Source organism: Corynebacterium sp. MSK004, assembly GCF_030232515.1.
In the GTDB taxonomy this organism is placed as follows: Bacteria; Actinomycetota; Actinomycetes; order Mycobacteriales; family Mycobacteriaceae; genus Corynebacterium; species Corynebacterium hesseae.
This window is the reverse complement of sequence record NZ_JASPKB010000008.1, coordinates 39,201-58,441: the sequence shown is the minus strand read 5'-3', so window position 1 is coordinate 58,441 and position 19,241 is coordinate 39,201. Positions and strand designations below refer to the sequence as shown.

The 19,241-nt window shown below is 58.7% G+C and carries 20 protein-coding genes and 1 pseudogene; 13 read left to right on the top strand and 8 right to left on the bottom strand.

The genetic code is table 11. The features are described 5' to 3' along the window. Positions 1–54: 54 nt before the first annotated feature. The 4 genes and pseudogenes from QP999_RS10340 to QP999_RS10325 form a co-directional block, all read right to left on the bottom strand. Positions 55–291 (bottom strand): annotated as a pseudogene (locus tag QP999_RS10340) (AMIN-like domain-containing (lipo)protein); the annotation flags it as partial. A gap of 19 nt (positions 292–310) precedes the next feature. After that, positions 311–505 carry a hypothetical protein gene (locus QP999_RS10335; protein ID WP_141748929.1) on the bottom strand — a complete coding sequence of 65 codons (195 nt, stop codon included), beginning with the start codon at positions 503–505 and terminating at the stop codon, positions 311–313. 5 nt (positions 506–510) lie between these two features. Continuing rightward, positions 511–900, bottom strand: coding sequence for a VOC family protein (locus QP999_RS10330; protein ID WP_070562875.1), 390 nt, complete (start codon positions 898–900; stop codon positions 511–513). Between the two features lie 218 nt (positions 901–1,118). After that, positions 1,119–2,393: an HNH endonuclease signature motif containing protein gene (locus tag QP999_RS10325; protein WP_284848252.1), complete on the bottom strand. Its 1,275-nt coding sequence runs from the start codon at positions 2,391–2,393 to the stop codon at positions 1,119–1,121. A gap of 307 nt (positions 2,394–2,700) precedes the next feature. On the opposite strand from QP999_RS10325, the gene dapB reads away from it, so the two are divergent. The 7 genes from dapB to QP999_RS10290 all read left to right on the top strand — a co-directional run bounded on the left by dapB (position 2,701) and on the right by QP999_RS10290 (position 12,551). Then, entirely contained in the window at positions 2,701–3,447 is a 747-nt protein-coding gene (dapB, locus tag QP999_RS10320; protein ID WP_070562881.1) for a 4-hydroxy-tetrahydrodipicolinate reductase, read from the top strand. Then, positions 3,447–4,196, top strand: coding sequence for an FAD-dependent thymidylate synthase (gene thyX / locus QP999_RS10315; protein ID WP_070562884.1), 750 nt, complete (start codon positions 3,447–3,449; stop codon positions 4,194–4,196). Before dapB ends, thyX begins: the two co-directional genes overlap by 1 nt. A gap of 71 nt (positions 4,197–4,267) precedes the next feature. Further along, positions 4,268–5,176, top strand: a complete 909-nt coding sequence (dapA, locus tag QP999_RS10310) for a 4-hydroxy-tetrahydrodipicolinate synthase (protein ID WP_070524512.1) — start codon at positions 4,268–4,270, stop codon at positions 5,174–5,176. Between the two features lie 2 nt (positions 5,177–5,178). Further along, positions 5,179–7,248 (top strand): ribonuclease J, encoded by a 2,070-nt coding sequence (locus tag QP999_RS10305; protein WP_083303801.1) that lies wholly within the window; start codon positions 5,179–5,181, stop codon positions 7,246–7,248. A gap of 43 nt (positions 7,249–7,291) precedes the next feature. Next, complete coding sequence (locus tag QP999_RS10300; protein WP_070562887.1) at positions 7,292–7,933, top strand: TIGR03085 family metal-binding protein; 642 nt, start codon at positions 7,292–7,294, stop codon at positions 7,931–7,933. A 77-nt stretch (positions 7,934–8,010) separates the two neighbouring features. Beyond that, entirely contained in the window at positions 8,011–11,253 is a 3,243-nt protein-coding gene (locus QP999_RS10295) for a DNA translocase FtsK 4TM domain-containing protein (RefSeq protein ID WP_284848251.1), read from the top strand. A gap of 179 nt (positions 11,254–11,432) precedes the next feature. Beyond that, entirely contained in the window at positions 11,433–12,551 is a 1,119-nt protein-coding gene (locus tag QP999_RS10290; protein WP_193629347.1) for a TerC family protein, read from the top strand. Between the two features lie 42 nt (positions 12,552–12,593). Here the strand turns inward: QP999_RS10290 and QP999_RS10285 are convergent, their stop codons facing one another. Then, positions 12,594–12,884, bottom strand: coding sequence for a YciI family protein (locus tag QP999_RS10285; protein WP_101735655.1), 291 nt, complete (start codon positions 12,882–12,884; stop codon positions 12,594–12,596). Positions 12,885–12,931: 47 nt separating this feature from the next. Here QP999_RS10285 and pgsA point away from each other — a divergent pair, with 47 nt between their 5' ends. The 4 genes from pgsA to QP999_RS10265 all read left to right on the top strand — a co-directional run bounded on the left by pgsA (position 12,932) and on the right by QP999_RS10265 (position 15,340). Further along, entirely contained in the window at positions 12,932–13,522 is a 591-nt protein-coding gene (gene pgsA, locus QP999_RS10280) for a CDP-diacylglycerol--glycerol-3-phosphate 3-phosphatidyltransferase (RefSeq protein WP_180952027.1), read from the top strand. Then, positions 13,519–14,004 (top strand): nicotinamide-nucleotide amidohydrolase family protein, encoded by a 486-nt coding sequence (locus QP999_RS10275; RefSeq protein ID WP_101735656.1) that lies wholly within the window; start codon positions 13,519–13,521, stop codon positions 14,002–14,004. The genes pgsA and QP999_RS10275 overlap by 4 nt, the downstream gene beginning before the upstream one ends. A 45-nt stretch (positions 14,005–14,049) precedes the next feature. Next, positions 14,050–14,397: a helix-turn-helix domain-containing protein gene (locus QP999_RS10270; protein WP_070531432.1), complete on the top strand. Its 348-nt coding sequence runs from the start codon at positions 14,050–14,052 to the stop codon at positions 14,395–14,397. Positions 14,398–14,503: 106 nt separating this feature from the next. Next, a complete protein-coding gene (locus QP999_RS10265; RefSeq protein WP_144675135.1) occupies positions 14,504–15,340 on the top strand; it encodes a PspA/IM30 family protein in 837 nt (278 codons plus the stop codon). A 2-nt stretch (positions 15,341–15,342) separates the two neighbouring features. On the opposite strand, the gene QP999_RS10260 is transcribed toward QP999_RS10265, so the two are convergent. Genes QP999_RS10260 through QP999_RS10250 form a run of 3 tightly spaced genes read right to left on the bottom strand, consistent with a single transcriptional unit; the run spans position 15,343 to position 17,236 of the window. Then, complete coding sequence (locus QP999_RS10260; RefSeq protein ID WP_269948081.1) at positions 15,343–15,957, bottom strand: energy-coupling factor transporter transmembrane component T family protein; 615 nt, start codon at positions 15,955–15,957, stop codon at positions 15,343–15,345. Positions 15,958–15,962: 5 nt separating this feature from the next. Beyond that, the gene (locus QP999_RS10255; RefSeq protein ID WP_284848250.1) at positions 15,963–16,655 is read right to left on the bottom strand and encodes an energy-coupling factor ABC transporter ATP-binding protein; all 693 of its coding nucleotides are present in this window, start codon (positions 16,653–16,655) and stop codon (positions 15,963–15,965) included. Between the two features lie 5 nt (positions 16,656–16,660). Beyond that, on the bottom strand, positions 16,661–17,236 hold the full coding sequence (locus QP999_RS10250; protein WP_284848249.1) for a biotin transporter BioY: 576 nt from the start codon (positions 17,234–17,236) through the stop codon (positions 16,661–16,663). Positions 17,237–17,464: 228 nt separating this feature from the next. On the opposite strand from QP999_RS10250, the gene QP999_RS10245 reads away from it, so the two are divergent. Both QP999_RS10245 and recA read left to right on the top strand, forming a co-directional pair. Then, positions 17,465–17,869 carry a hypothetical protein gene (locus tag QP999_RS10245; RefSeq protein WP_284848248.1) on the top strand — a complete coding sequence of 135 codons (405 nt, stop codon included), beginning with the start codon at positions 17,465–17,467 and terminating at the stop codon, positions 17,867–17,869. Between the two features lie 238 nt (positions 17,870–18,107). Then, a complete protein-coding gene (recA, locus tag QP999_RS10240) occupies positions 18,108–19,241 on the top strand; it encodes a recombinase RecA (RefSeq protein ID WP_070524502.1) in 1,134 nt (377 codons plus the stop codon).

Below are 19,241 nucleotides of genomic sequence, written 5' to 3'. Positions count from 1 at the left end.
CTGCCATCCAGCGCTTAAGTAGCTGAGGCAGGGCCCTTAGCGTTGCCGCGGCCGCTATTCTTGGAAGTCGAGTACCAAGCGCTTGGGGTGCTCAAGGAAAGTCACCGAGTACGGCGTCTTCTTTTTCAGGCCAATGACCAGTTGGGATTGTGCCTCGAATGAGGTGGTGTATACGACTTCGCTCACCACGCCGGCACCAGGTGTAGTTCCCGGCTTCATATATTTTTCTTCAAGCTCAGGCGTGGAAGGCCGCGGGGTGCCTTCGATTCCCAGGTTGAGAAAAGCGCTTCCTTAAAAGCAGCGGCATTGGCTACCTGCCGGGAAGAGGAGCCAGCGTGTCATTGGACTGCTGCGGTGCATCGGCGGTGCTTGTGCTCGACGGAATCGTGCTGACCAGCGGCGCCGGTAACGTATCCGCGCCGCGATCCGCGCATCCGCCCAGCGGCATGATACATACAGCGGTGATGATTGCGACGATGGAAGCGGAAGAAACTGGACGCGACAATTTCGCTATCTCTTAAGCTGTACAAGTTGGATGAGGTTTCCTACGGTGTCATCGAAGACAGCGATGATAGAGGGGCCGACGTCGGTGGGCTCCATAGTGAAATCCACGCCCTTTTCAGTGAGCTCCCTATATTCCTTCTCCACGTCTGCGGACAAGAACTGGGTGGCAGGAATGCTATCGGCCTTGAGCGCTGCTGCGTAGTCCTTGGACACCGGGTGGGCCTTCGGCTCGAGGAGGAGCTGCGTATTTCCTTGACCTTCAGCATTGGTCACCGTGAGCCATCGAAAGTCTCCGTGGGTTACATCGTCCTTGGCTCGAAAGCCGAGCGTATTGACATAGAAGTCGTGCGCGCGAGCAACGTCATCGACAGGTACTGAAGCAATGTAGATCTGCATTCGCCCCATATAAACGAGCATGACGAAACCACGCCGGCGGCCCTGCCTGCAGCAGGGGAGACCTGACTAGGGCTGAGTGATACAGTCGTCGTTCTTTTCGACGGTGGGTGTGTTCTTGGTTTCTTGTCCTTGCGGTTGTTTGGAGTGGTGTCGTCGTTTGATTCGACGAGGGCTAGGCCCCTGTTCTTCGTTATCGTCGTCGTTTGAATCGACGGGGTTTAGAAGGGGATGTCCTCGCCGTTGTCGGTGTTGGTCTGGGTTTCGGCTTCGGTGTTGGCTTTGGTTTTGGCTTGTTGTTGTGCGTAGTCGTCGAGTTCTTGTTTGAGGTGTTGGGCTTCTTCACGCACGCGTTTTCTGGTGGCGGTGATGTGTTGGGCGACTGTTTGTGCCCACCGTTTCTGTTTTGGTGCCAGGGGGCCTTCTGCTTCGTTGATGGTCCAGGTACCGTCAGCGAAAAGCCAGATAACATCCCCGCTGTAGGGGTCCAGCAGGTATTTTAAGGTGCCATCGGTTTTCATGTTGTGATGGCCTTGGCATAAGCATGCCAGGTTCTTCGGGTGGGTTGGCCCGCCTTCAGCCCAGTTATGCCGGTGATCAAGCTGGGTAAGAAAGGCAGGTTTCTCACACCCGCCGACCCGGCAGGTCCCGTCGCGGCCTTCGACGTGTTTGCGCATAATCAGGCCCGGTTGGTAGCCGTCTGCTTCGTCGATGTCACCGGTTAAATCCCGGGCTTTATCATGCGGCATAGCCTCTTGCCGCCAGCCGAAGCCTTCAATAAAGGTCGGGGCATTCTCAATATCGCAGGCCTGATAGGTATGTAGCACCACAGCGGCTGGAGGCTCAATCTCACCGGACAGCAGTTTCTTGACAGCATCAGGAATCGTCAGGTCGTGCTTGGCAGCGGTTTGGTGGATGAAGGCATCGAGTTTAATGCCGGTATCTTCAGTAACTTGGAGTTCTAGCCACGCAGAGGTGCCATTAGAAGAAAACCGGTAGGCATCCTTGGGGCGGGTATCACGAAAAGCGATGGAGTCATCCAGGGTTTTACAGATATCGCGGACTTTACGCCTGATCTGGCTACGGGTAGGAAAAGCCTGATTCGCCTTAGTGGGGGTGAAAAAGTCAGCCAGGATGGTGTCGATAAAATCCAGGGTTTCATCCGTCAGGGCTGTCAGGGCCGACATGGGCTGATCAATAGCAATCAAGGACTCGATGTCGAGCAGGCACGAGGTGTCTTGTATGGCTTTGACTTTCGGCAGGCTATCAAGCCGGTGGATAGCACGCAGACCTGCTTTGATGTGACCTTCCGGCAGTGACCAGGCAGCCACCAGGGATAGTGCGGTGGTGTTGATATCAGCCTGCAGGCTAGGCATAGCACCAACCCAGGTGTTGTAGATAGCGCGGCGGGCTGCCGCACGGGCCATCGCGTGTGGGTTATGAGGGTTGGTGGTGGAAAAGAAATAGGTTGGTGGGTGTGTGGCGGTGGTGGTCATGAATGTCTCCCCCGAGAAACATGAGTTAGAAGAAATGTTCTAACAATGATTCTACCGACCCTCACCGAACATGTCGATAATTAGTAGTGAATTCACGTCAAGTCGTTACTATAAACGGGGGTATCCGCGTCAAAATAGATTGGATGTGCGATACAAATGTGACAGGTTGCAAAACCGCCTAAACGCCAGTGAACTACGCAATTGATCGAGGTTTATGGCGGCCCTCTCTGCCCTGTCCAAAACCCTGCCGGCGGCGGGGATAGACTGGGCACAGCTGACCGTATGAACACGTATGAAGGGATTGTGAATGACTATCAAGGTGGGTGTCCTTGGCGCTAAGGGCCGCGTGGGGCAGGCAATCGTGGAGGGCGTCAACGCTGCAGAAGATCTGGAGCTTGTCGCTGAAATTGATCGCGAAACCCCGCTGGAGAAGCTAGTTGAAGCAGGCGCCGAGGTCGCCGTCGACTTCACTCAGCCCGCATCGGTTATGGATAATCTTGAGTTTTGTATCGCCAACGGAATCCATGCTGTTGTCGGCACCACGGGCTTCGACGAGGAGCGGCTAGCCAAGGTAGAGGAGTGGACTAAGAAGGAGGACGCTGGCAACGTTCTCATCGCTCCGAACTTTGCTGTCTCAGCTGTATTGACCATGGTGTTTGCTGCCCAAGCGGCGAAGTTCTTCGATAGCGCCGAGGTTGTTGAATACCACCACCCGAATAAGCTTGACGCGCCGTCCGGCACGGCGGTTCATACTGCGCAGGGAATTGCGAAGGCTCGTAAGGAAGCCGGCCTGGATGCAATGCCGGACAAGACCGAGCAGTCCCTTGACGGTGCACGAGGTGCAGACGTTGATGGCGTCCACGTCCATGCAGTTCGCATGCAGGGAATGGTGGCGCATGAAGAGGTAATCTTCGGTACCCAAGGGCAATCCCTGACCATCCGCCAGGATTCCTATGACCGCTCTTCCTTTACTCCCGGTGTTTTGCTTGGTGTGCGCGAGATTTCCTCCCACGCAGGTTTGACCGTGGGGCTTGAGAAGTATCTGGGGCTGTAATGGCAAAGGTCTCTGAGCTTGATGTCCAACTCATCGCGGCAACGGCGTTTCATGCACCACGCGGGGTGGATTGGAAGGCGGACGAGGGGGCGTCGGAAAGCGAGGCGTTAGTCGAGTTTGCTGGGCGTGCGTGTTACGAGTCCTTCGATAAGCCAAATCCTCGTACCGCGTCGAACCAGGCTTATTTACACCACATCTTGGAAGTGGGTCACGACGCGCTTCTGGAGCATGCCACCGCGACGCTGTATATAAGAGGGCTGTCGTGCTCGGCAACGCATGAGTTGGTGCGCCACCGGCACTTCTCCTTCTCCCAGCTTTCACAACGCTTCGTACACTCCGACGAAGCAGAGGTAGTGCTGCCCAAGTTCATTGCAGAAGATGAGCAGCTAACGCGGTTAACGCTACAAGCGGCCGATGAAGCGAGGTTTGTCTACGAAGAGCTGCTCGACGCCCTCGAGTCCAAACTGGAAGAGGAACCAAACGCATTGCTTCGTAAGAAGCAGGCGCGGCAGGCAGCGCGTGCGGTTTTGCCCAATCTCACAGAGTCCCGCATAGTAGTGACTGGGAACTACCGTGCGTGGCGCCACTTTATCGGCGCTCGGGCAACGGAGCAGGCTGATACTGAGATGCGCCAATTGGCGGTGACATGCTTGAAGCTGTTGAGAGAGCAATCGCCGGTGCTTTTCGACGACTTCCACATCACCACGTTGTCCGACGGGACCGAAATGGCTTCGAGCCCGTACGCTTAAAGGCTTTGCAGGAGACTCGCGCACGACCCCGATGCAGCCAATAGGGGCGAAAGCGGGTAATCTTGACGCCTATGAGCACAGGTATGACAGCACAGACAGGCGTCGACACCTTCGGACGCGTAGGCGTAGCTATGGTCACTCCATTTGACCAGGATGGCGCCTTGGATGTGTCCGCTGGTCGTCGCCTGGCAGCTCATCTGGTTGATAACGGTATTGATTCGCTCATTTTGGCTGGGACCACGGGTGAGTCACCGACGACGTCATTGGATGAGAAACTGGAGCTGTTTGCAGCTGTAAAGGAAGAGGTAGGCAGTCGCGCTAAGCTGTGTGCGGGAGCGGGAACCAATAACACCGCCACCAGCATTTCAGCAGCGCGCGCTTTCGCTGATGCGGGAGCAGACAGCCTCTTGGTTGTAACTCCGTATTACTCCAAGCCTTCCCAAGCCGGTGTGTATGCGCACTTTAGCGCTGTCGCTGACGCCGTGGACCTCCCCATTTGTCTGTATGACATCCCTGGCCGCTCGGGCATTCCGATTGAGACGGAGACCCTTCTTCGCCTCGCGGAAGTGCCGAATATCAAGGCCGTCAAGGACGCCAAGGGCGATCTTGTAGCGGCTGCACCGCTTATCCAGGAAACCGGATTGGCATGGTACTCCGGAGATGACGGGCTGAACTTGCCGTGGCTGGCCCTCGGTGCTTCAGGCGTTATTTCCGTGATTGGTCATATTGCCCCGCGTGCCCTGGCTGATCTCTACGTGGCCTTCGACGAAGGTGATATCGCACGTGCACGAGAGATCAACGCGAAAACTTTGTCCCCGCTCGTTGAGGCGCAAGGCCGCCTCGGAGGAGCAACTCTTGTTAAAGCTGCCTTGCGCCTGCAGGGCATTGAAGTTGGAGAACCTCGTCTCCCGGTTTCCGCGGCTGACGCGGATGAGATTGAGGTTCTCCGTCACGATTTGGAAAAGGCTGGAGTCCTTTAAGAATGACTGAATCCCGTAACCGTTCCCGCAAGGTGACCCGTAAGGCGGGTCCGCCTTCGGAGACTGAGACCGCCTCGAATGAGGCGGCTTCGCCGGTTTTCCAAGCACCGAAGGAATCGGCTGCTTCCGGCGCATCCTCTAAGGAGTCTGGAAACTCTGACGACGGCAACCGTCGTTCCCGTTCTCGTGGTTCCCGTGGCGGCCGTGGTCGCGGCCGCGGCGGCAACAACAACCACAACAACGGCAATAACAACAACGGTGGTCGTAACAACCGCAATCGCAACAACAACCGCGGCCGTCGCAACGTGCCTAAGTCCATGCAGGGCGCGGATCTGACCAAGCGTCTGCCGGAGCCGCCGAAGCAGCAGAAGGACTCTCTGCGTATCTATGCCTTGGGCGGTATTTCCGAGATCGGTCGAAATATGACCGTCTTTGAGTACCAGGATGAGATGCTCATCATCGACTGTGGTGTGCTCTTCCCGTCCTCCGGTGAGCCTGGTGTGGACCTGATTCTCCCGGACTTTGGCCCGATTGAGAAGAAGATTCACAAGGTCAAGGCGCTCGTCGTAACCCACGCGCACGAGGACCACATTGGTGCTATCCCGTGGCTGCTGAAGCTGCGCCCGGATATCCCGATTGTGGCATCCCGCTTCACTATTGCGTTGATTGCTGCCAAGTGTAAGGAACACCGCCAGAAGCCGAAGTTCGTTGAGGTCAATGAGATGTCCGATGTGAATTACGGTCCGTTCCGTTGCCGCTTCTGGGCAGTGAACCACTCCGTCCCGGATGCCCTCGGCGTCATGCTGGGAACCCCGGCTGGCAACATCATCCACACCGGTGATATCAAGCTGGACCAGACCCCGCTGGATAACCGCCCGACGGACCTGCCGGCCCTGTCGCGCTACGGCGACGAAGGCGTGGACCTCATGCTGTGCGATTCCACCAATGCCAACATCCCGGGTGTGTCCGCCTCTGAGGGTGACATTCCGGCAACGTTTAAGCGCCTAGTTTCTGGGGCCAAGCAGCGCGTGATCATCGCTTCCTTCGCCTCGAACGTCTACCGCGTGCAGGCGGCTATCGACGCCGCCGTGGCCGCCGGCCGCAAGGTTGCGTTCAACGGCCGCTCCATGATGCGCAACATGGAAATCGCGGAGAAGATGGGCTTCCTGAAGGTTCCGCGCGGCACCATCATCCCGATCGATGAGGCAGCCAAGATGGCTCCGCACAAGGTACTGCTCATCACCACCGGTACCCAGGGTGAGCCGATGGCGGCGCTGTCCCGCATGGCCCGTCGTGAGCATCGCCAGATCACCGTCCGCGATGGTGACCTCATCATCTTCTCCTCCTCCCTGATTCCGGGTAATGAGGAGGCCGTGTTCGGCGTTATCAACATGCTGTCCCAGATTGGCGCTGAGGTCATCACGAACAAGGAAGCTAAGGTCCACGCCTCCGGCCACGGCTATGGTGGCGAGCTGCTCTTCCTTTACAACGCTGCACGCCCGAAGAATGCCATGCCGGTGCACGGCGAGTGGCGCCACCTGCGTGCAAACAAGGAGCTGGCAGTCTCCACTGGTGTGGCCCGTGATCGCGTGGTCCTTGCGCAGAACGGCGTTGTCGTCGATCTGCGCAACGGCCGTGCTGAGGTCGTCGGCCAGATCCCGGTGGGCAACCTCTACGTCGATGGTGTGTCGATGGGTGATGTCGATGCCGATACCCTCGCGGACCGCACCAACCTGGGTGCCGGCGGTGTCGTTTCCATCACCTGTGTCATCGATAACCGCACGTCGCGCCTGCTTGAGCATCCGACGGTGTCCACGACGGGCTTCTCCGAAGATGACCGCGGTATCGTGCCTGAGGTCGCCGAGATGGTGGAGAACACCATGAACGACCTCGCCGCTGAGGGAGAGAACGATACCTACCGCATGGTGCAGAAGCTGCGCCGCAAGGTATCGAAGCTCATGGACTCCAAGTACAAGCGCGAGCCGGTGATTCTGCCGACCATCGTTCCGACGAACTCGGATATCCTGTTGCCTGACGACGACGAAGTTCACGCTTCGCGCGAATCGCTCTAAAGCTAAGGCCGCAAGCGCCCCAGTGTTCCCGCCTCCGGTGGGTATGCTGGGGCGCATGTCGTTTTCTTCAGCAGAGCGCGCCAAGATGGTGGCGTTGTTCCATGAGCTTGGCCCTGATGCTCCGACGTTGTGCGAAGGGTGGACAACCCGGGACCTAGCAACGCATTTGTGGGTGCGTGAGAACCGCCCTGATGCTGTGCTCGGTTCCTTTATTCCAGCGCTGTCCTCTCATACACGGAGCGTCGCGGATGGGGTCCGCGAGGGCATGACGTATGAGGAGCTGGTGGATGCGTGGGGGAGGGGAGCATCTAGGTTTAGCCCTCTGCGCTATGCAGACTCTGTGTTCAACGCGGCCGAGCACTTTGTCCACCACGAGGATATCCGCCGAGCTAATGGCCGCATTGAACCAAGAGATCTTTCACGAGCAGTCAACAAAGAGCTACTGGCGCCGTTGAAACTGCTAGGCACACGGCTGTTGTCGCACTCGCGCCTGCCCGTTGTCCTGGAGCCACAAGGTTTCCCGCCGATCGTGGCTGCGGATAGACACCGTGTGTCTGGACAAGGCGACGCTGTGGTTCGCGTACGAGGTACCGTGTCCGAGGTGCTCTTGTGGGCCTTCGGCCGCGACGTCGCTGATGTCGAGATTGAAGGCGATGAATCTGCAATCGTAAGGTCAAGCCTGTAGGCTGAACTGCTAATTTTCTTCGCCATACGTGTGTGGCGCATGTTGTTAATGGGGCTTTTGCTACTAGAGTGGCAATCATGTCTGTCAAGAACGCTCCGTCTCGCGCCTCCGGCCGAGGTCGCACGGCTAATCGCTCGCGACCGTCGGGCCGCACAAGCTACTCGCTGTCGTCTGCAACCCGCGCTGCCGAGACCTCCGAAGAGAGGACCGGCAGCGCCTTTCGTGCCGTTGGTCACGGGCTGGGCACCGTATTTGGCGCTACGGCCCGGGGCATGGGGAGCATGGCGCGGGGAGTCGGGCATGGCCTCGCCGGACTCAAGCCAGCTGAAGCGAGAGATCGGGACGAGGATCTTTATGATCCCGCTTATGATGCGTCCTATGACGAAGAGGCTTTTGATGATTACGACGATGTGAGGGAGCCAGGGGAAATTTCTGGACGCGCGAAGAATAAGAGAACTAGCAACAGGGCTGAGGGTGGCGCCTCGTCGAAAAGCAAGGTGACCCGTGCCCAGGACGTTGAGTCCGAGATGCCGACGACCATCATGGAGCGCCCCGCCCGGGTAGAGAAGAGCATTCGCGTCTCCAACCCGGATGCGGTCGCGCTCGTGCTGATTGGTGTGGCCATCGTCTTGGCATGCGCTACGTGGTTCCAAGTGGCTGGCATTATCGGTGAGTACCTCACCAATGCTGTGCGCTATGTGATTGGCGCGGGCGCCTATGTTCTTCCTGTTGCGCTCATCGCCGTAGCCATCGCGCTCATGATGGATCTTTCCGGCCCGGCCGGCCACTTCAAGCCGCGCGTGGTTGGCGGCACGGCCCTCATCGTGGTCTGCATGCTGAGCCTTATCCATATCTTTGCTGGGCTCCCGGACCTTACGTGGAATAAGAACGCCGCCGGAGAGGCCGGAGGCGCTATCGGTTTTGCTATCGGTGAGCTGCTCGTAGCAGCCTTCTCTAGCTACGTGGCCGTGCCGTTGCTCTTCCTATTGATTGTCTATGGGGCGCTCAACATCACCGGCATCACCCTGCGCGAAGCCTATGACTTCGTGGCTGCCCAATTCTCTGCGCTCGTCGGTGGACTCCGCGATCGGAAGGGCCGCTCGGAGTATGAGCTGCTTGACGACGCCTCCGCAGACGACTACGGCTATGTCAGCGATGACATCGACGCCATCGCCGAGGGGCGCGAGCGCCCCACGCGCCCGGTCCATACTCCGCGACCGCGCCAGCGCCAGCGCACGCAGCACACGCAGAGCTACCCGGCCGTTGCGCCGGATGAGAACGCCACGGTCTCCTTTGACTCGGCGGCACAGCCCATGAAGCAGGAACCGGTCCAACACGGCCGCCCCTCCTTTGATGCCGTGCCCGAGCGCCGCGTCGATGACACCGACGAGATCCCCGTTGTTCCGGAGCCGGAGCAGAAGCAGAAGGCAGCACCGAAACCTGTCGAGAAGCCGGTTGAGAAACCTGCGCACAAGCCTGCACAGCAGAAGCGTCCCCGCGTAGACGTTGGCGGTGCCGCCGGTGCGGCGCTGGGGGCGGCAGCCGCGGGGGCGTCGGCAAGCGCAGCGTCGGCTGGGGAGGACGTTGTCTCCGCCGCACACTCCGAGGCCGTCCGTATGTTCCAGGAGCGTTCCGGGCGCGATGCGCGCACGGGCGCCAAGGTCGACGAGGATGTTCAAGACGCGGCGCAACAAGCGCCGGCGGCGCCGAGCGGTGCGGAAGATACCGCACTGGGGGGCGGTTATGACGTGCCGACGACTGACCTGCTTACGGCCGGCAAGCCTGCGAAGGCTCGCACGGAGGCCAACGACCGCATTATCGAAGCCATCACTGAAGTCTTTGAGGAGTTTAAGGTCGATGCCCAAGTCACCGGGTTTAGCCGTGGCCCTACAGTGACGCGCTATGAAATTGAGCTGGGACCAGGCGTCAAGGTTTCGAAGATTACGAACCTGCAGTCCAATCTGGCTTATGCAGTGGCGACGGATAACCTGCGCCTGTTGACCCCGATTCCGGGCAAGTCTGCAGTCGGTATCGAGGTGCCTAATGCGGACCGTGAAATGGTGCGCCTGCGTGATGTTTTGGATTCCCCGGCATTGCGTGCTGATAACGATCCAATGCTCATTGGCTTGGGCAAGGACATCGAGGGCCAATTCACCTCCTTCTCCGTGAAGAAGATGCCGCACCTTCTCGTGGCCGGTGCAACCGGTTCAGGTAAGTCGGCGTTCGTGAACTCGATGCTGGTCTCGCTGCTGACTCGCGCGACCCCGGAAGACGTTCGCCTCATCCTGGTGGATCCGAAGATGGTCGAGCTCACACCCTACGAGGGCATCCCGCACCTCATCACCCCGATCATTACGCAGCCGAAGAAGGCCGCAGCGGCCCTGCAATGGCTGGTGGAGGAGATGGAGCAGCGCTACATGGACATGCAGGCTGCCCGCGTGCGCAAGATCGAGGATTTCAACCGCAAGGTTCGCAGCGGCGAATACCAGGCCCCGGCTGGCTCCCAGCGAGAGATGCGCCCGTACCCCTACATCGTGTGCGTCGTGGACGAGCTCGCGGACCTCATGATGACGGCGCCGAAGGAGATCGAGGACTCCATCGTCCGCATCACCCAGAAGGCCCGTGCGGCGGGTATCCACCTCGTGCTCGCAACACAGCGCCCGTCCGTGGACGTGGTCACCGGCCTTATCAAGACCAACGTGCCGTCCCGCCTGGCGTTCGCGACCTCCTCGCTCACGGACTCCCGCGTCATCTTGGACCAGGGTGGTGCCGAGAAGCTCATCGGTATGGGCGATGGCCTGTTTATCCCGCAGGGCGGGCGCCCAGTGCGCATGCAGGGCGCGTTCGTCTCGGATGAGGAAGTGCAAGCGGTTGTCGACGCCGCGAAGGCACAAGGCACACCGAACTACACCGAAGGTGTCACGGAGGATAAAGCCAAGGACGCCAAGAAGGAGATCGACGAGGAGATCGGCAAGGACATGGACGACCTCTTGGAGGCCGTCGACCTCGTGGTCACATCCCAGTTGGGCTCCACGTCGATGCTTCAGCGCAAGCTGCGCATCGGCTTTGCCAAGGCCGGCCGCCTCATGGACCTCATGGAATCACGGGGTGTGGTTGGGCCTTCGGAAGGCTCCAAGGCCCGTGAGGTGCTGGTCAAACCGGAAGAGCTCGACACCATCATTTGGATGATCAAGGGAGCTGACCCGGCAGAGGCACCGAAGGAAGTCCAAGAGGCTGAAGGTGCAGACGGAACTGAGGACGAGTCAGCAGATACCCGCACCGTCGAAATCTCTGCCAACCCCTCCACAGGTGCGTTCTAAGTTCCGTGTAGGATAGGGCGGGTCTTGGAGGGGAGTACCCCAATCCTCGGCGTCGATCGTCAACACGGCAACTGCGGTACAGTTCCCGGTCGCGCCGGCTAGCGTTGCTCTGCGTAAGCATCACTAGCGGGGGAGACCTCCGGTCTTTGTTGTCGCGTCGACCGGAGGGATAGCGCATTATGCACGTACCATTGTGGGTTTGGGCCATCACCATGGCGGTGATTCTGGGCTTTTTTATTTTCGATTTCTACAGCCACGTTCGCTCGCCCCATGAGCCTACGCTCAAGGAATCCGGTGGGTGGACGCTGTTTTATATGGCAATCGCCGTTGTCTTCGGCGGAGTTGTATGGGTGCTGTGGGACAGCGAACATGCCGCACAGTTCTACACCGGTTGGGTGACGGAACAGGCGCTGAGCGTGGACAATCTATTCGTCTTCTCGCTCATCATGGGATCCTTCAAAATCCCCCGCAGATACCAGCAGAAGGTGCTCCTCATCGGAATCGTTTTGGCCCTGGTATTCCGCCTCATTTTCATTTTGTTGGGCGCGGCAATTATCGCTGCATGGTCTGATGTCTTCTACATCTTCGCAATCTTCCTCATTTACACCGCAGTGAAGCTGCTCATCGATGAGATCAACGACGCCCCGGAGACTGACCCCAATGACATGCTGGTGGTTAAGTGGCTGCGCAAGGTCGTACACGTAACCCCGCGCTACCACGGAGATAAGCTCACCCACCGTGAAGAGTCCGGGGAGAAGAAGGGGAAGTTCGCGCTCACCCCGCTGTTCGTGGCGCTGGCAGCAATTGGGCTTATCGACGTCATGTTTGCCTTCGACTCCATCCCCGCCATCTACGGCATTACCTCGGAGCCCTTCCTAGTATTCACCACCAACGCATTCGCGCTCATGGGCCTGCGTCAGATGTTCTTCCTCATCGATGGCCTGTTGGACCGTCTGGTTTACCTGCCCTATGGCCTGGGTATCATTCTGCTGTTCATCGGCGTCAAGCTGTTGTTCCATGCATTGCATGAGAACAACTTGCCGTTCATTAATGGCGGTGAGGATGTTTCCGCCGTGCCGGAGATTTCCACGCTGATGTCGCTGTTGGTCATCGTCGGCGTGCTCGCAATCACTGTGTTGCTGTCTGTGTGGAAAGACAAGCGCGACCAAACTCAGGGTGGCGTGGTGATTTCCCACAACCACTACGACTGGGACGATGTTGGCAACAAGATCGTTCGTAACAAGCAGGGGGAGCTTGTGGGCAAGGCAGAGGACCTGCCGAAATCCGAGCTGCCCTAACTCCGAGTGCTGCCCGAGTCCCGGGCAGCATGGGGGAAGAGTTTAAAAGGAATTGATAACGGGATTCCACTCGCGGAAGGCACGGCCAGTGACGGCGCCTTCAACGTAGAAGGGGTCCTGGTCCATGAGGGCGATTACCTCGGCCACCTCAATTGACTCGTCCTCAAATTGCAGGACGATGAGAGCCCCACCCTTGGAATCGGTGAAGGGGCCCGATCCGCAGATCTGGCCTTTCTCATGGAGCGCGCCGATGAACTCGCGGTGTTTCGGGCGAACATTTGCGATGACTGGGTTGGATGGATTGTATTCATAGGAGACAGCGAAGTACTTCATATTTTCCATGGTAGTGCTCGCGCGAGGGGTAGGGAGGCCACGGTAGGATGAAGGGCGTGAATGATTCTCAGGCTGCGCACAACCACTCTCAAACCGCGGATGTAAATCCCGAGGTCTCCAATTGGAATCTTCCCAATATCTTGACCAGTTTGCGCATCCTCTTTATCCCCTTGTTCGCCTGGTTGGTTTTGGCCGGACATGAGTGGTGGTCCTTTGTATGCTTTGCGCTCCTCATGCTCACAGACAAGCTGGATGGCGATATCGCACGCTCGCGTGGGCTCATTACAAATTTCGGCAAGATTGCGGATCCCATCGCGGATAAGGCTCTGATGACCGCGGCCTTCGTGTGCCTCAACATCACTGGTGCTCTGCCCGTGTGGATCACCGTCGTCATTCTCTTCCGTGAGTTCGGAATCACTATTTGGCGCTTCTTCTTGCTGCGCCAAGGAAAAGTGGTGCCGGCTTCCCAAGGCGGAAAGCTCAAGACAGCGCTGCAGACCTTGGCGGTGGCGTTGTATCTCTGTCCGCTGCCGGGGTGGATGGACCTTCCGAGCTTCCTCGTCATGTTGGCTGCCGCCTTCGTTACTGTCCTGACCGGCATCCAGTATCTCATTGATGGCCGTAGGGAGAACCAGTGAGCATCGAGGAGCAATTAGTGTCCAGGCTCCGTGAGCGCGGCGAAACCGTGGCGTTCTGTGAGTCCCTTACTGCCGGTTTAGCCGCTGCCACGGTGGCGAGCGTGCCGGGAGCCTCGGCGGTGTTGCGGGGCGGTCTGGTGACGTATGCGACAGAGGTCAAGGCACATTTCCTCAACACCACCGTGGAAGAGCTTGACGATCAAGGCGTGGTGTCCGCAGCAACTGCCGCGCAGATGGCTGAGGCCGCAGTTGTCGAAACGCGTGCGGATTGGGGGATAGGGCTGACTGGTGTGGCCGGGCCGGACCTCCAAGAAGGTAAACCTGCGGGAACCGTGTATGTGGGGCTGTGCGGGAGGGGCGACGGGGGCGTCGCCAAGCGCGGCGTCCTCTATGAGCTTTCTGCTGAGGGGCGCAACGCGATTCGTGCCGGTGCAGTTGAGGTAGCATTGAGTCTTCTCCTATCAACTCTTGAAGAAAAATAGTTGATTGTGGGAACAAGGAGGAGTGCTGGGCCGTTGTACGGAGTGATGAACACTTCAGTTGCATTACTTGATAAGCCCACCCAGACCAGCACGCGGTCGACGCGGACCCCTGAGCCGCTGCTGCGTGAGGCGCTCGGACTGACGCTTCGCGCCTTCCGTGCGGATAAGGGCGTGACCCTTCGTGAGCTCGCCGGTGTAGCGCGCGTGTCCCCGGGATACCTTTCGGAGTTGGAGCGCGGCCGCAAGGAGGTTTCCTCTGAGCTTCTGGCATCCGTGTGCCATGCGCTTGATGTCAGTGTTTCCGATGTTCTCATCGAGGCCGCTGGCTACATGGCGCTGCCATCGATGGATGAGGAGCTAGCGTCCACCGCACCCGCAGCATCGGAACTGTAGAACCGCGGCGTAGCACTGCTTGCTTCGCTAATATTAGGCAGGCAGAGAATTCTCTTCGAACACTTTTTATAGACACAACGAACTGCTGAGAAAGGCACCTTCTGTTATGGCGAATCCATTCGTAAAGGCCTGGAAGTACTTGATGGCTCTCTTCGATTCGAAGATCGAGGAGAACGCTGATCCGAAGGTACAGATTGAGCAGGCAATCGAGGAAGCTCAGCGCCAGCACCAGGAGCTCTCGCAGCAGGCTGCGGCGGTCATCGGCAACCAGCGTCAGCTGGAGATGCAGCTCAACCGCCGTCTCAGCGAGATCGAAAAGCTGCAGCAGAACACCCGCAACGCTCTGAACTTGGCGGACAAGGCTCGTGCTGAGGGCGATGCGCAGAAGGCTACCGAGTATGAGAACGCAGCAGAAGCCTTCGCCGCCCAGTTGGTAACTGCCGAGGAGTCTGTTGAGGACACCAAGAAGCTGCATGATCAGGCGCTGCAGCAGGCGGAGCAGGCTAAGAAGGCCGTCGAGCGCAATGGCATGGCCCTGCGTGAGAAGGTCAACGAGCGCTCGAAGCTGCTGTCCCAGCTTGAACAGGCCAAGATGCAGGAGAAGGTTTCCGAGTCCCTCAACTCGATGAATGAGCTTTCTGCCAACGGCAACACCCCGTCTCTGGACGCGGTGCGCGACAAGATTGAGCGCCGTTACTCCAAGGCCCTGGGTCAGGCAGAGCTCGCGGAGAACTCCGTGTCTAACCGTATGCAGGAGATTGAGCAGGCCGGCGTGCAACTGGCTGGCCACTCCCGTCTCGAGCAGATTCGCGCGGAGATGAATAACCCGAAGGCCGTGGAGGGCAACTCCCAGCAGGCAATCGGCTCGGCAGGAACCCAGGCTCAGCCGAACATGCAGAACGATGCCGTTCAGGCCCGCCTGCGCGAGCTGCGCGGAGAATAGGCTTAGTCGCCGACGCCGCGCGCTTGAAGCGCCTCACCCATGGCGCGTGCGCGGCGGATAGAGCGAATGATAACCGGGGTGCCAAAAGCGGTTAATGATGCCGTGGCGCCCCGGGCTTTTCGTGCGTCTAGCACCTCGACCACGGTTCCCAGCATGAGGGGAAGCAGTCGAATAGTCAGGGACATCGCCAGCGTGATGTTCTCAACGGGGACCCCGAGGCGCCCCAGCGGGGCAAGGGCGCGATCCAGGGAGTCCATCATTTCCGAGACTTTCGTCGTGAGCGTCAGCAGGACCGCCGCGCTAATCGCCGCGTAAATCGTGAGGAACATGACGGCAGCCGCCGTGAAGTCCTTCTGCCACCACTGAAATGCAGCGAGCGCGACGAGGAGATAGAGCGGCGGCGCGAGCTGGCCGAGCGCGACGCGGAAGGGAACCTGGGCAATGGGGAAGAGGACCAGCGGGAAGGCGAGACTCAACGCTGCCCAGCCGATCGTGTGCACCGCCAGCGAGGTCACGAGGATGAAGCCGATGAGTACGAGGAATTTCACCGCGGCGGGGATGCGGTGGATGATGGTATTGGCATCGACGTAGAAGCCGAGTGGGATGTTCTTGGGCATGAGCACTAGAGGGGGCGGGATTCCATGAGCTTCGTATAGAAGGGAATGACCTCGTCGGGTGTTCCATCGGCGGCTACGCGGTGGTCGTCAATGCACAGAACGCGGTCAAAGTCGGAGAGGAAGTCCAGGTCGTGGGTAACCACGATCAGCTGCTGCTCCAGGCGGTCAAACTCGCGGCGAATGCGGTCACGGTTGCGAAGATCGAGCAGGGTTGTCGGCTCGTCGGCGATGATAACGGTCGGTTCCATGACCAGCACCGCAGCCAGCGCGAGGAGCTGTTTCTGCCCGCCGGAGAGCGAGTGTGGGGATTGCTCGGCCAGGGCGTCGAGGCCGAAGCGTCTGAGGGCGGCGTCGACGCGCGCGGTGCGCTCCTCCCGGGATAGCTTGAGGCGGCGCAGAGAGAACTCCACGTCATCGCGTACCTGCGGCATGACGATCTGGTTCTCGGCATCAGAAAAGACGAAACCTACGCGGCGTCGGATTTCTTTGCCGTGCTTGGCGACGTTCATGCTGTCCACCAAGACCTCACCACGCGAGGGCTCACCGAGACCGTTGATGAGTCGGACCAGAGTGGACTTGCCGCCGCCGTTGGCGCCGATGATGCCGATGCGTTGTTCGCTCAAGTTGAGGGAAACGTCGTTAAGCACCGGCGTCTCGTCGAAGGTGACGGACACATTGCGGAATTCAATCTGCGGCACGGGAGCTACTTCGCCTTAGCGGTGCGCCGGCCCATCAGGTCCGGGAACGCTGCATGGACACCGACTGCGATGACAACCATCACGGCGACCTTGATGAGATCGGGGATGAGGAATGGCCCCTGGGCGATGGTGGCTGCACTGAGGGACATGTCAGAGCGGTACATCAAGCCGAGAATTCCGCAGAAGTACTGGACGGCGAGGCCAACGACGCCGGCGATAGCGAGGATGAGTGTCATTCCGCCCTTGTTGCGCGGGGCGCGGTAGGCGATGAGTCCAGCGATGGCCGGGGCGACGACGTAGCCAACGAGGTAGCCAACCGTGGGGCCGGCGAGAGCACTCAACGCGCTACGTCCGCCGGCGAGGATGGGCAGGCCGACGAGGCCGAGAGCTATAAAAAGCAGACCGACGAAGAGGCCGCGCCGGCCACCAAGAACCAGGCCGGCCAGGATGATAACGGCATTTTGGAGAACGATGGGCACACCCGCGGTGGGGGTGGGGATAGAGACGAAAGCAAAGACTATGATGAGCGCGGTGAAGACCGCGACGTACGCGATGTCAGTCGCGACGGAATTCTTTTTCATGGGCCAAAGTTTATCCAGTGGGATAACTGTGCAGCAAATAGCACTTTTTGAACAGTGTTCAAGCACGTATTTTAGGCGGCACATCCACCCCGAATGGGGTATCTTTGGTGCATGGAAATAGGGCAGAAACAAGCGTGGCTTAAGGGTTTAGGGTGCCTTAGGGCGCGCTATGGGGCAGTAGTACTTCTTTCCGGTGTGGCCATAGGCGGCCTAGCTGGATGTTCGTTGGTGAATTCCGCGAATGTCATCGAAAATATCGATGAGGCCGCTGGGGTCGAGGAAGGGGAGCCGGGAAGCGTAGACATGCCGATCGGTGACATCTTCGATTCGGAGTATGAACGGGTGATCATTATTTGCCCCGGCGCTACCGAAAGGGATGTCCTCGCCGCCAGTGATGGAACCTGGCAGGGAGGTACAGATGAGGACGATGAGTGGGTGCCACCGGCGGCGGGTAGCGTTGAGCTCTACCGTGATGTGCAAGGGCCGGGGTATTCCAAGTATATGAGTAGCAGGGCTGACCTCGATGACCTGGATGTTTGCAGCTCGTTAGGGGAGGAGGTGGCCGTTCTTCAGGCTACTGAGAAGGTGACTTTCTCGCGGCAAGAGCAGGGCGGCCCCCTGGTACTTCAGTAGTGGAGACTGCCGCTTAGACACGCGTTAGGGCGAAATGGAAAATCGAACACTTGTGTGTGTATTGTGGGACGTGGTCCGGCGGGCACGTTAGGGTGACTTCGTGGCTTGAGGAGAGGGTGCTAAGGCTGTTTGAGTCGCGCCAGGGAACCTCAGCTGCCACGTGGCAGTCTAATTAGGTGCCACCTTTAATTAACGCGTAAGAACGCACTACAACTGACGCACGATAGTGAGGAAATGAATGGCTACGAAGAAGAAGTCCTCGGCAGCAAGCAAGGGCGATGATCGTCAAAAAGCCCTTGACGCTGCCATGGCGATGATTGAGAAGGATTTTGGTAAGGGCGCCGTTATGCGCCTGGGTGATGATGATCGCCCGCCAATCCAGGCTATTTCCTCCGGTAATACGGCCATCGATATCGCATTGGGTGTCGGCGGTTTCCCGCGTGGCCGTATCGTGGAGATTTATGGTCCGGAATCCTCGGGTAAAACTACCGTTGCTCTGCACGCGATTGCATCGGCGCAGAAGACTGGCGGTATTGCGGCCTTCATCGATGCTGAGCACGCTCTCGATCCGGAGTACGCACGTCTGCTTGGCGTTGATACCGATAACCTGCTGGTCTCCCAGCCGGATACTGGTGAGCAGGCTTTGGAAATCGCCGATATGCTCGTGCGCTCTGGCGCCATTGACATCATCGTGATTGACTCGGTTGCTGCCCTGACCCCCAAGGCGGAGATCGAAGGTGAGATGGGTGATAGCCACGTTGGCCTCCAAGCTCGTCTCATGTCCCAGGCGCTGCGTAAGATGACGGGTGCTCTGTATAACTCGGGGACCACCGCCATCTTCATCAACCAGCTGCGTGAGAAGATCGGCGTGATGTTTGGTTCGCCGGAGACCACGACTGGTGGTAAGGCGCTGAAGTTCTATGCTTCGGTGCGCTGCGATATCCGCCGAATCCAAACCTTGAAGGACGGCCAGGATGCCATCGGTAACCGCACCAAGCTCAAGGTTGTAAAGAACAAGGTCTCCCCGCCGTTCAAGATCGCTGAGTTCGACATCATGTATGGCGAAGGTATTTCGCGCGAGTCTTCCATTATTGACTTGGGCGTCGAACACGGCTTCATCAAGAAGTCTGGTTCCTGGTTTACCTATGAGGGTGACCAGCTGGGCCAAGGCAAGGAGAAGGCTCGTAACTTCCTCAAGGATAATCCGGATCTGGCGGATGAGATTGAGAAGAAGATCTTTGTCAAGCTCGGTGTGGGTGCTGCCGCTGCCGAGAGTGGCGACAACGTGGCCATGGATGTGCCAGGAGCAGATGATCCGCTGACGGATGAGTCTGTGGATCTGGTTCCGAACGTCGATTTCGACGACGACTAA

Bases quoted from the DNA above. Each gene is read 5' to 3' on its own strand.
- QP999_RS10260 (WP_269948081.1), bottom strand. From the start codon at position 15,957: ATGCCCAAGAACATCCCACTCGGCTTCTACGTCGATGCCAATACCATC.
- dapB (WP_070562881.1), top strand. From the start codon at position 2,701: ATGACTATCAAGGTGGGTGTCCTTGGCGCTAAGGGCCGCGTGGGGCAG.
- QP999_RS10295 (WP_284848251.1), top strand. From the start codon at position 8,011: ATGTCTGTCAAGAACGCTCCGTCTCGCGCCTCCGGCCGAGGTCGCACG.
- QP999_RS10325 (WP_284848252.1), bottom strand. From the start codon at position 2,393: ATGACCACCACCGCCACACACCCACCAACCTATTTCTTTTCCACCACC.
- QP999_RS10305 (WP_083303801.1), top strand. From the start codon at position 5,179: ATGACTGAATCCCGTAACCGTTCCCGCAAGGTGACCCGTAAGGCGGGT.
- pgsA (WP_180952027.1), top strand. From the start codon at position 12,932: ATGAAGGGCGTGAATGATTCTCAGGCTGCGCACAACCACTCTCAAACC.
- QP999_RS10285 (WP_101735655.1), bottom strand. From the start codon at position 12,884: ATGAAGTACTTCGCTGTCTCCTATGAATACAATCCATCCAACCCAGTC.
- recA (WP_070524502.1), top strand. From the start codon at position 18,108: ATGGCTACGAAGAAGAAGTCCTCGGCAGCAAGCAAGGGCGATGATCGT.
- QP999_RS10330 (WP_070562875.1), bottom strand. From the start codon at position 900: ATGCAGATCTACATTGCTTCAGTACCTGTCGATGACGTTGCTCGCGCG.
- QP999_RS10270 (WP_070531432.1), top strand. From the start codon at position 14,050: ATGAACACTTCAGTTGCATTACTTGATAAGCCCACCCAGACCAGCACG.
- thyX (WP_070562884.1), top strand. From the start codon at position 3,447: ATGGCAAAGGTCTCTGAGCTTGATGTCCAACTCATCGCGGCAACGGCG.
- QP999_RS10300 (WP_070562887.1), top strand. From the start codon at position 7,292: ATGCTGGGGCGCATGTCGTTTTCTTCAGCAGAGCGCGCCAAGATGGTG.
- QP999_RS10290 (WP_193629347.1), top strand. From the start codon at position 11,433: ATGCACGTACCATTGTGGGTTTGGGCCATCACCATGGCGGTGATTCTG.
- QP999_RS10250 (WP_284848249.1), bottom strand. From the start codon at position 17,236: ATGAAAAAGAATTCCGTCGCGACTGACATCGCGTACGTCGCGGTCTTC.
- dapA (WP_070524512.1), top strand. From the start codon at position 4,268: ATGAGCACAGGTATGACAGCACAGACAGGCGTCGACACCTTCGGACGC.
- QP999_RS10265 (WP_144675135.1), top strand. From the start codon at position 14,504: ATGGCGAATCCATTCGTAAAGGCCTGGAAGTACTTGATGGCTCTCTTC.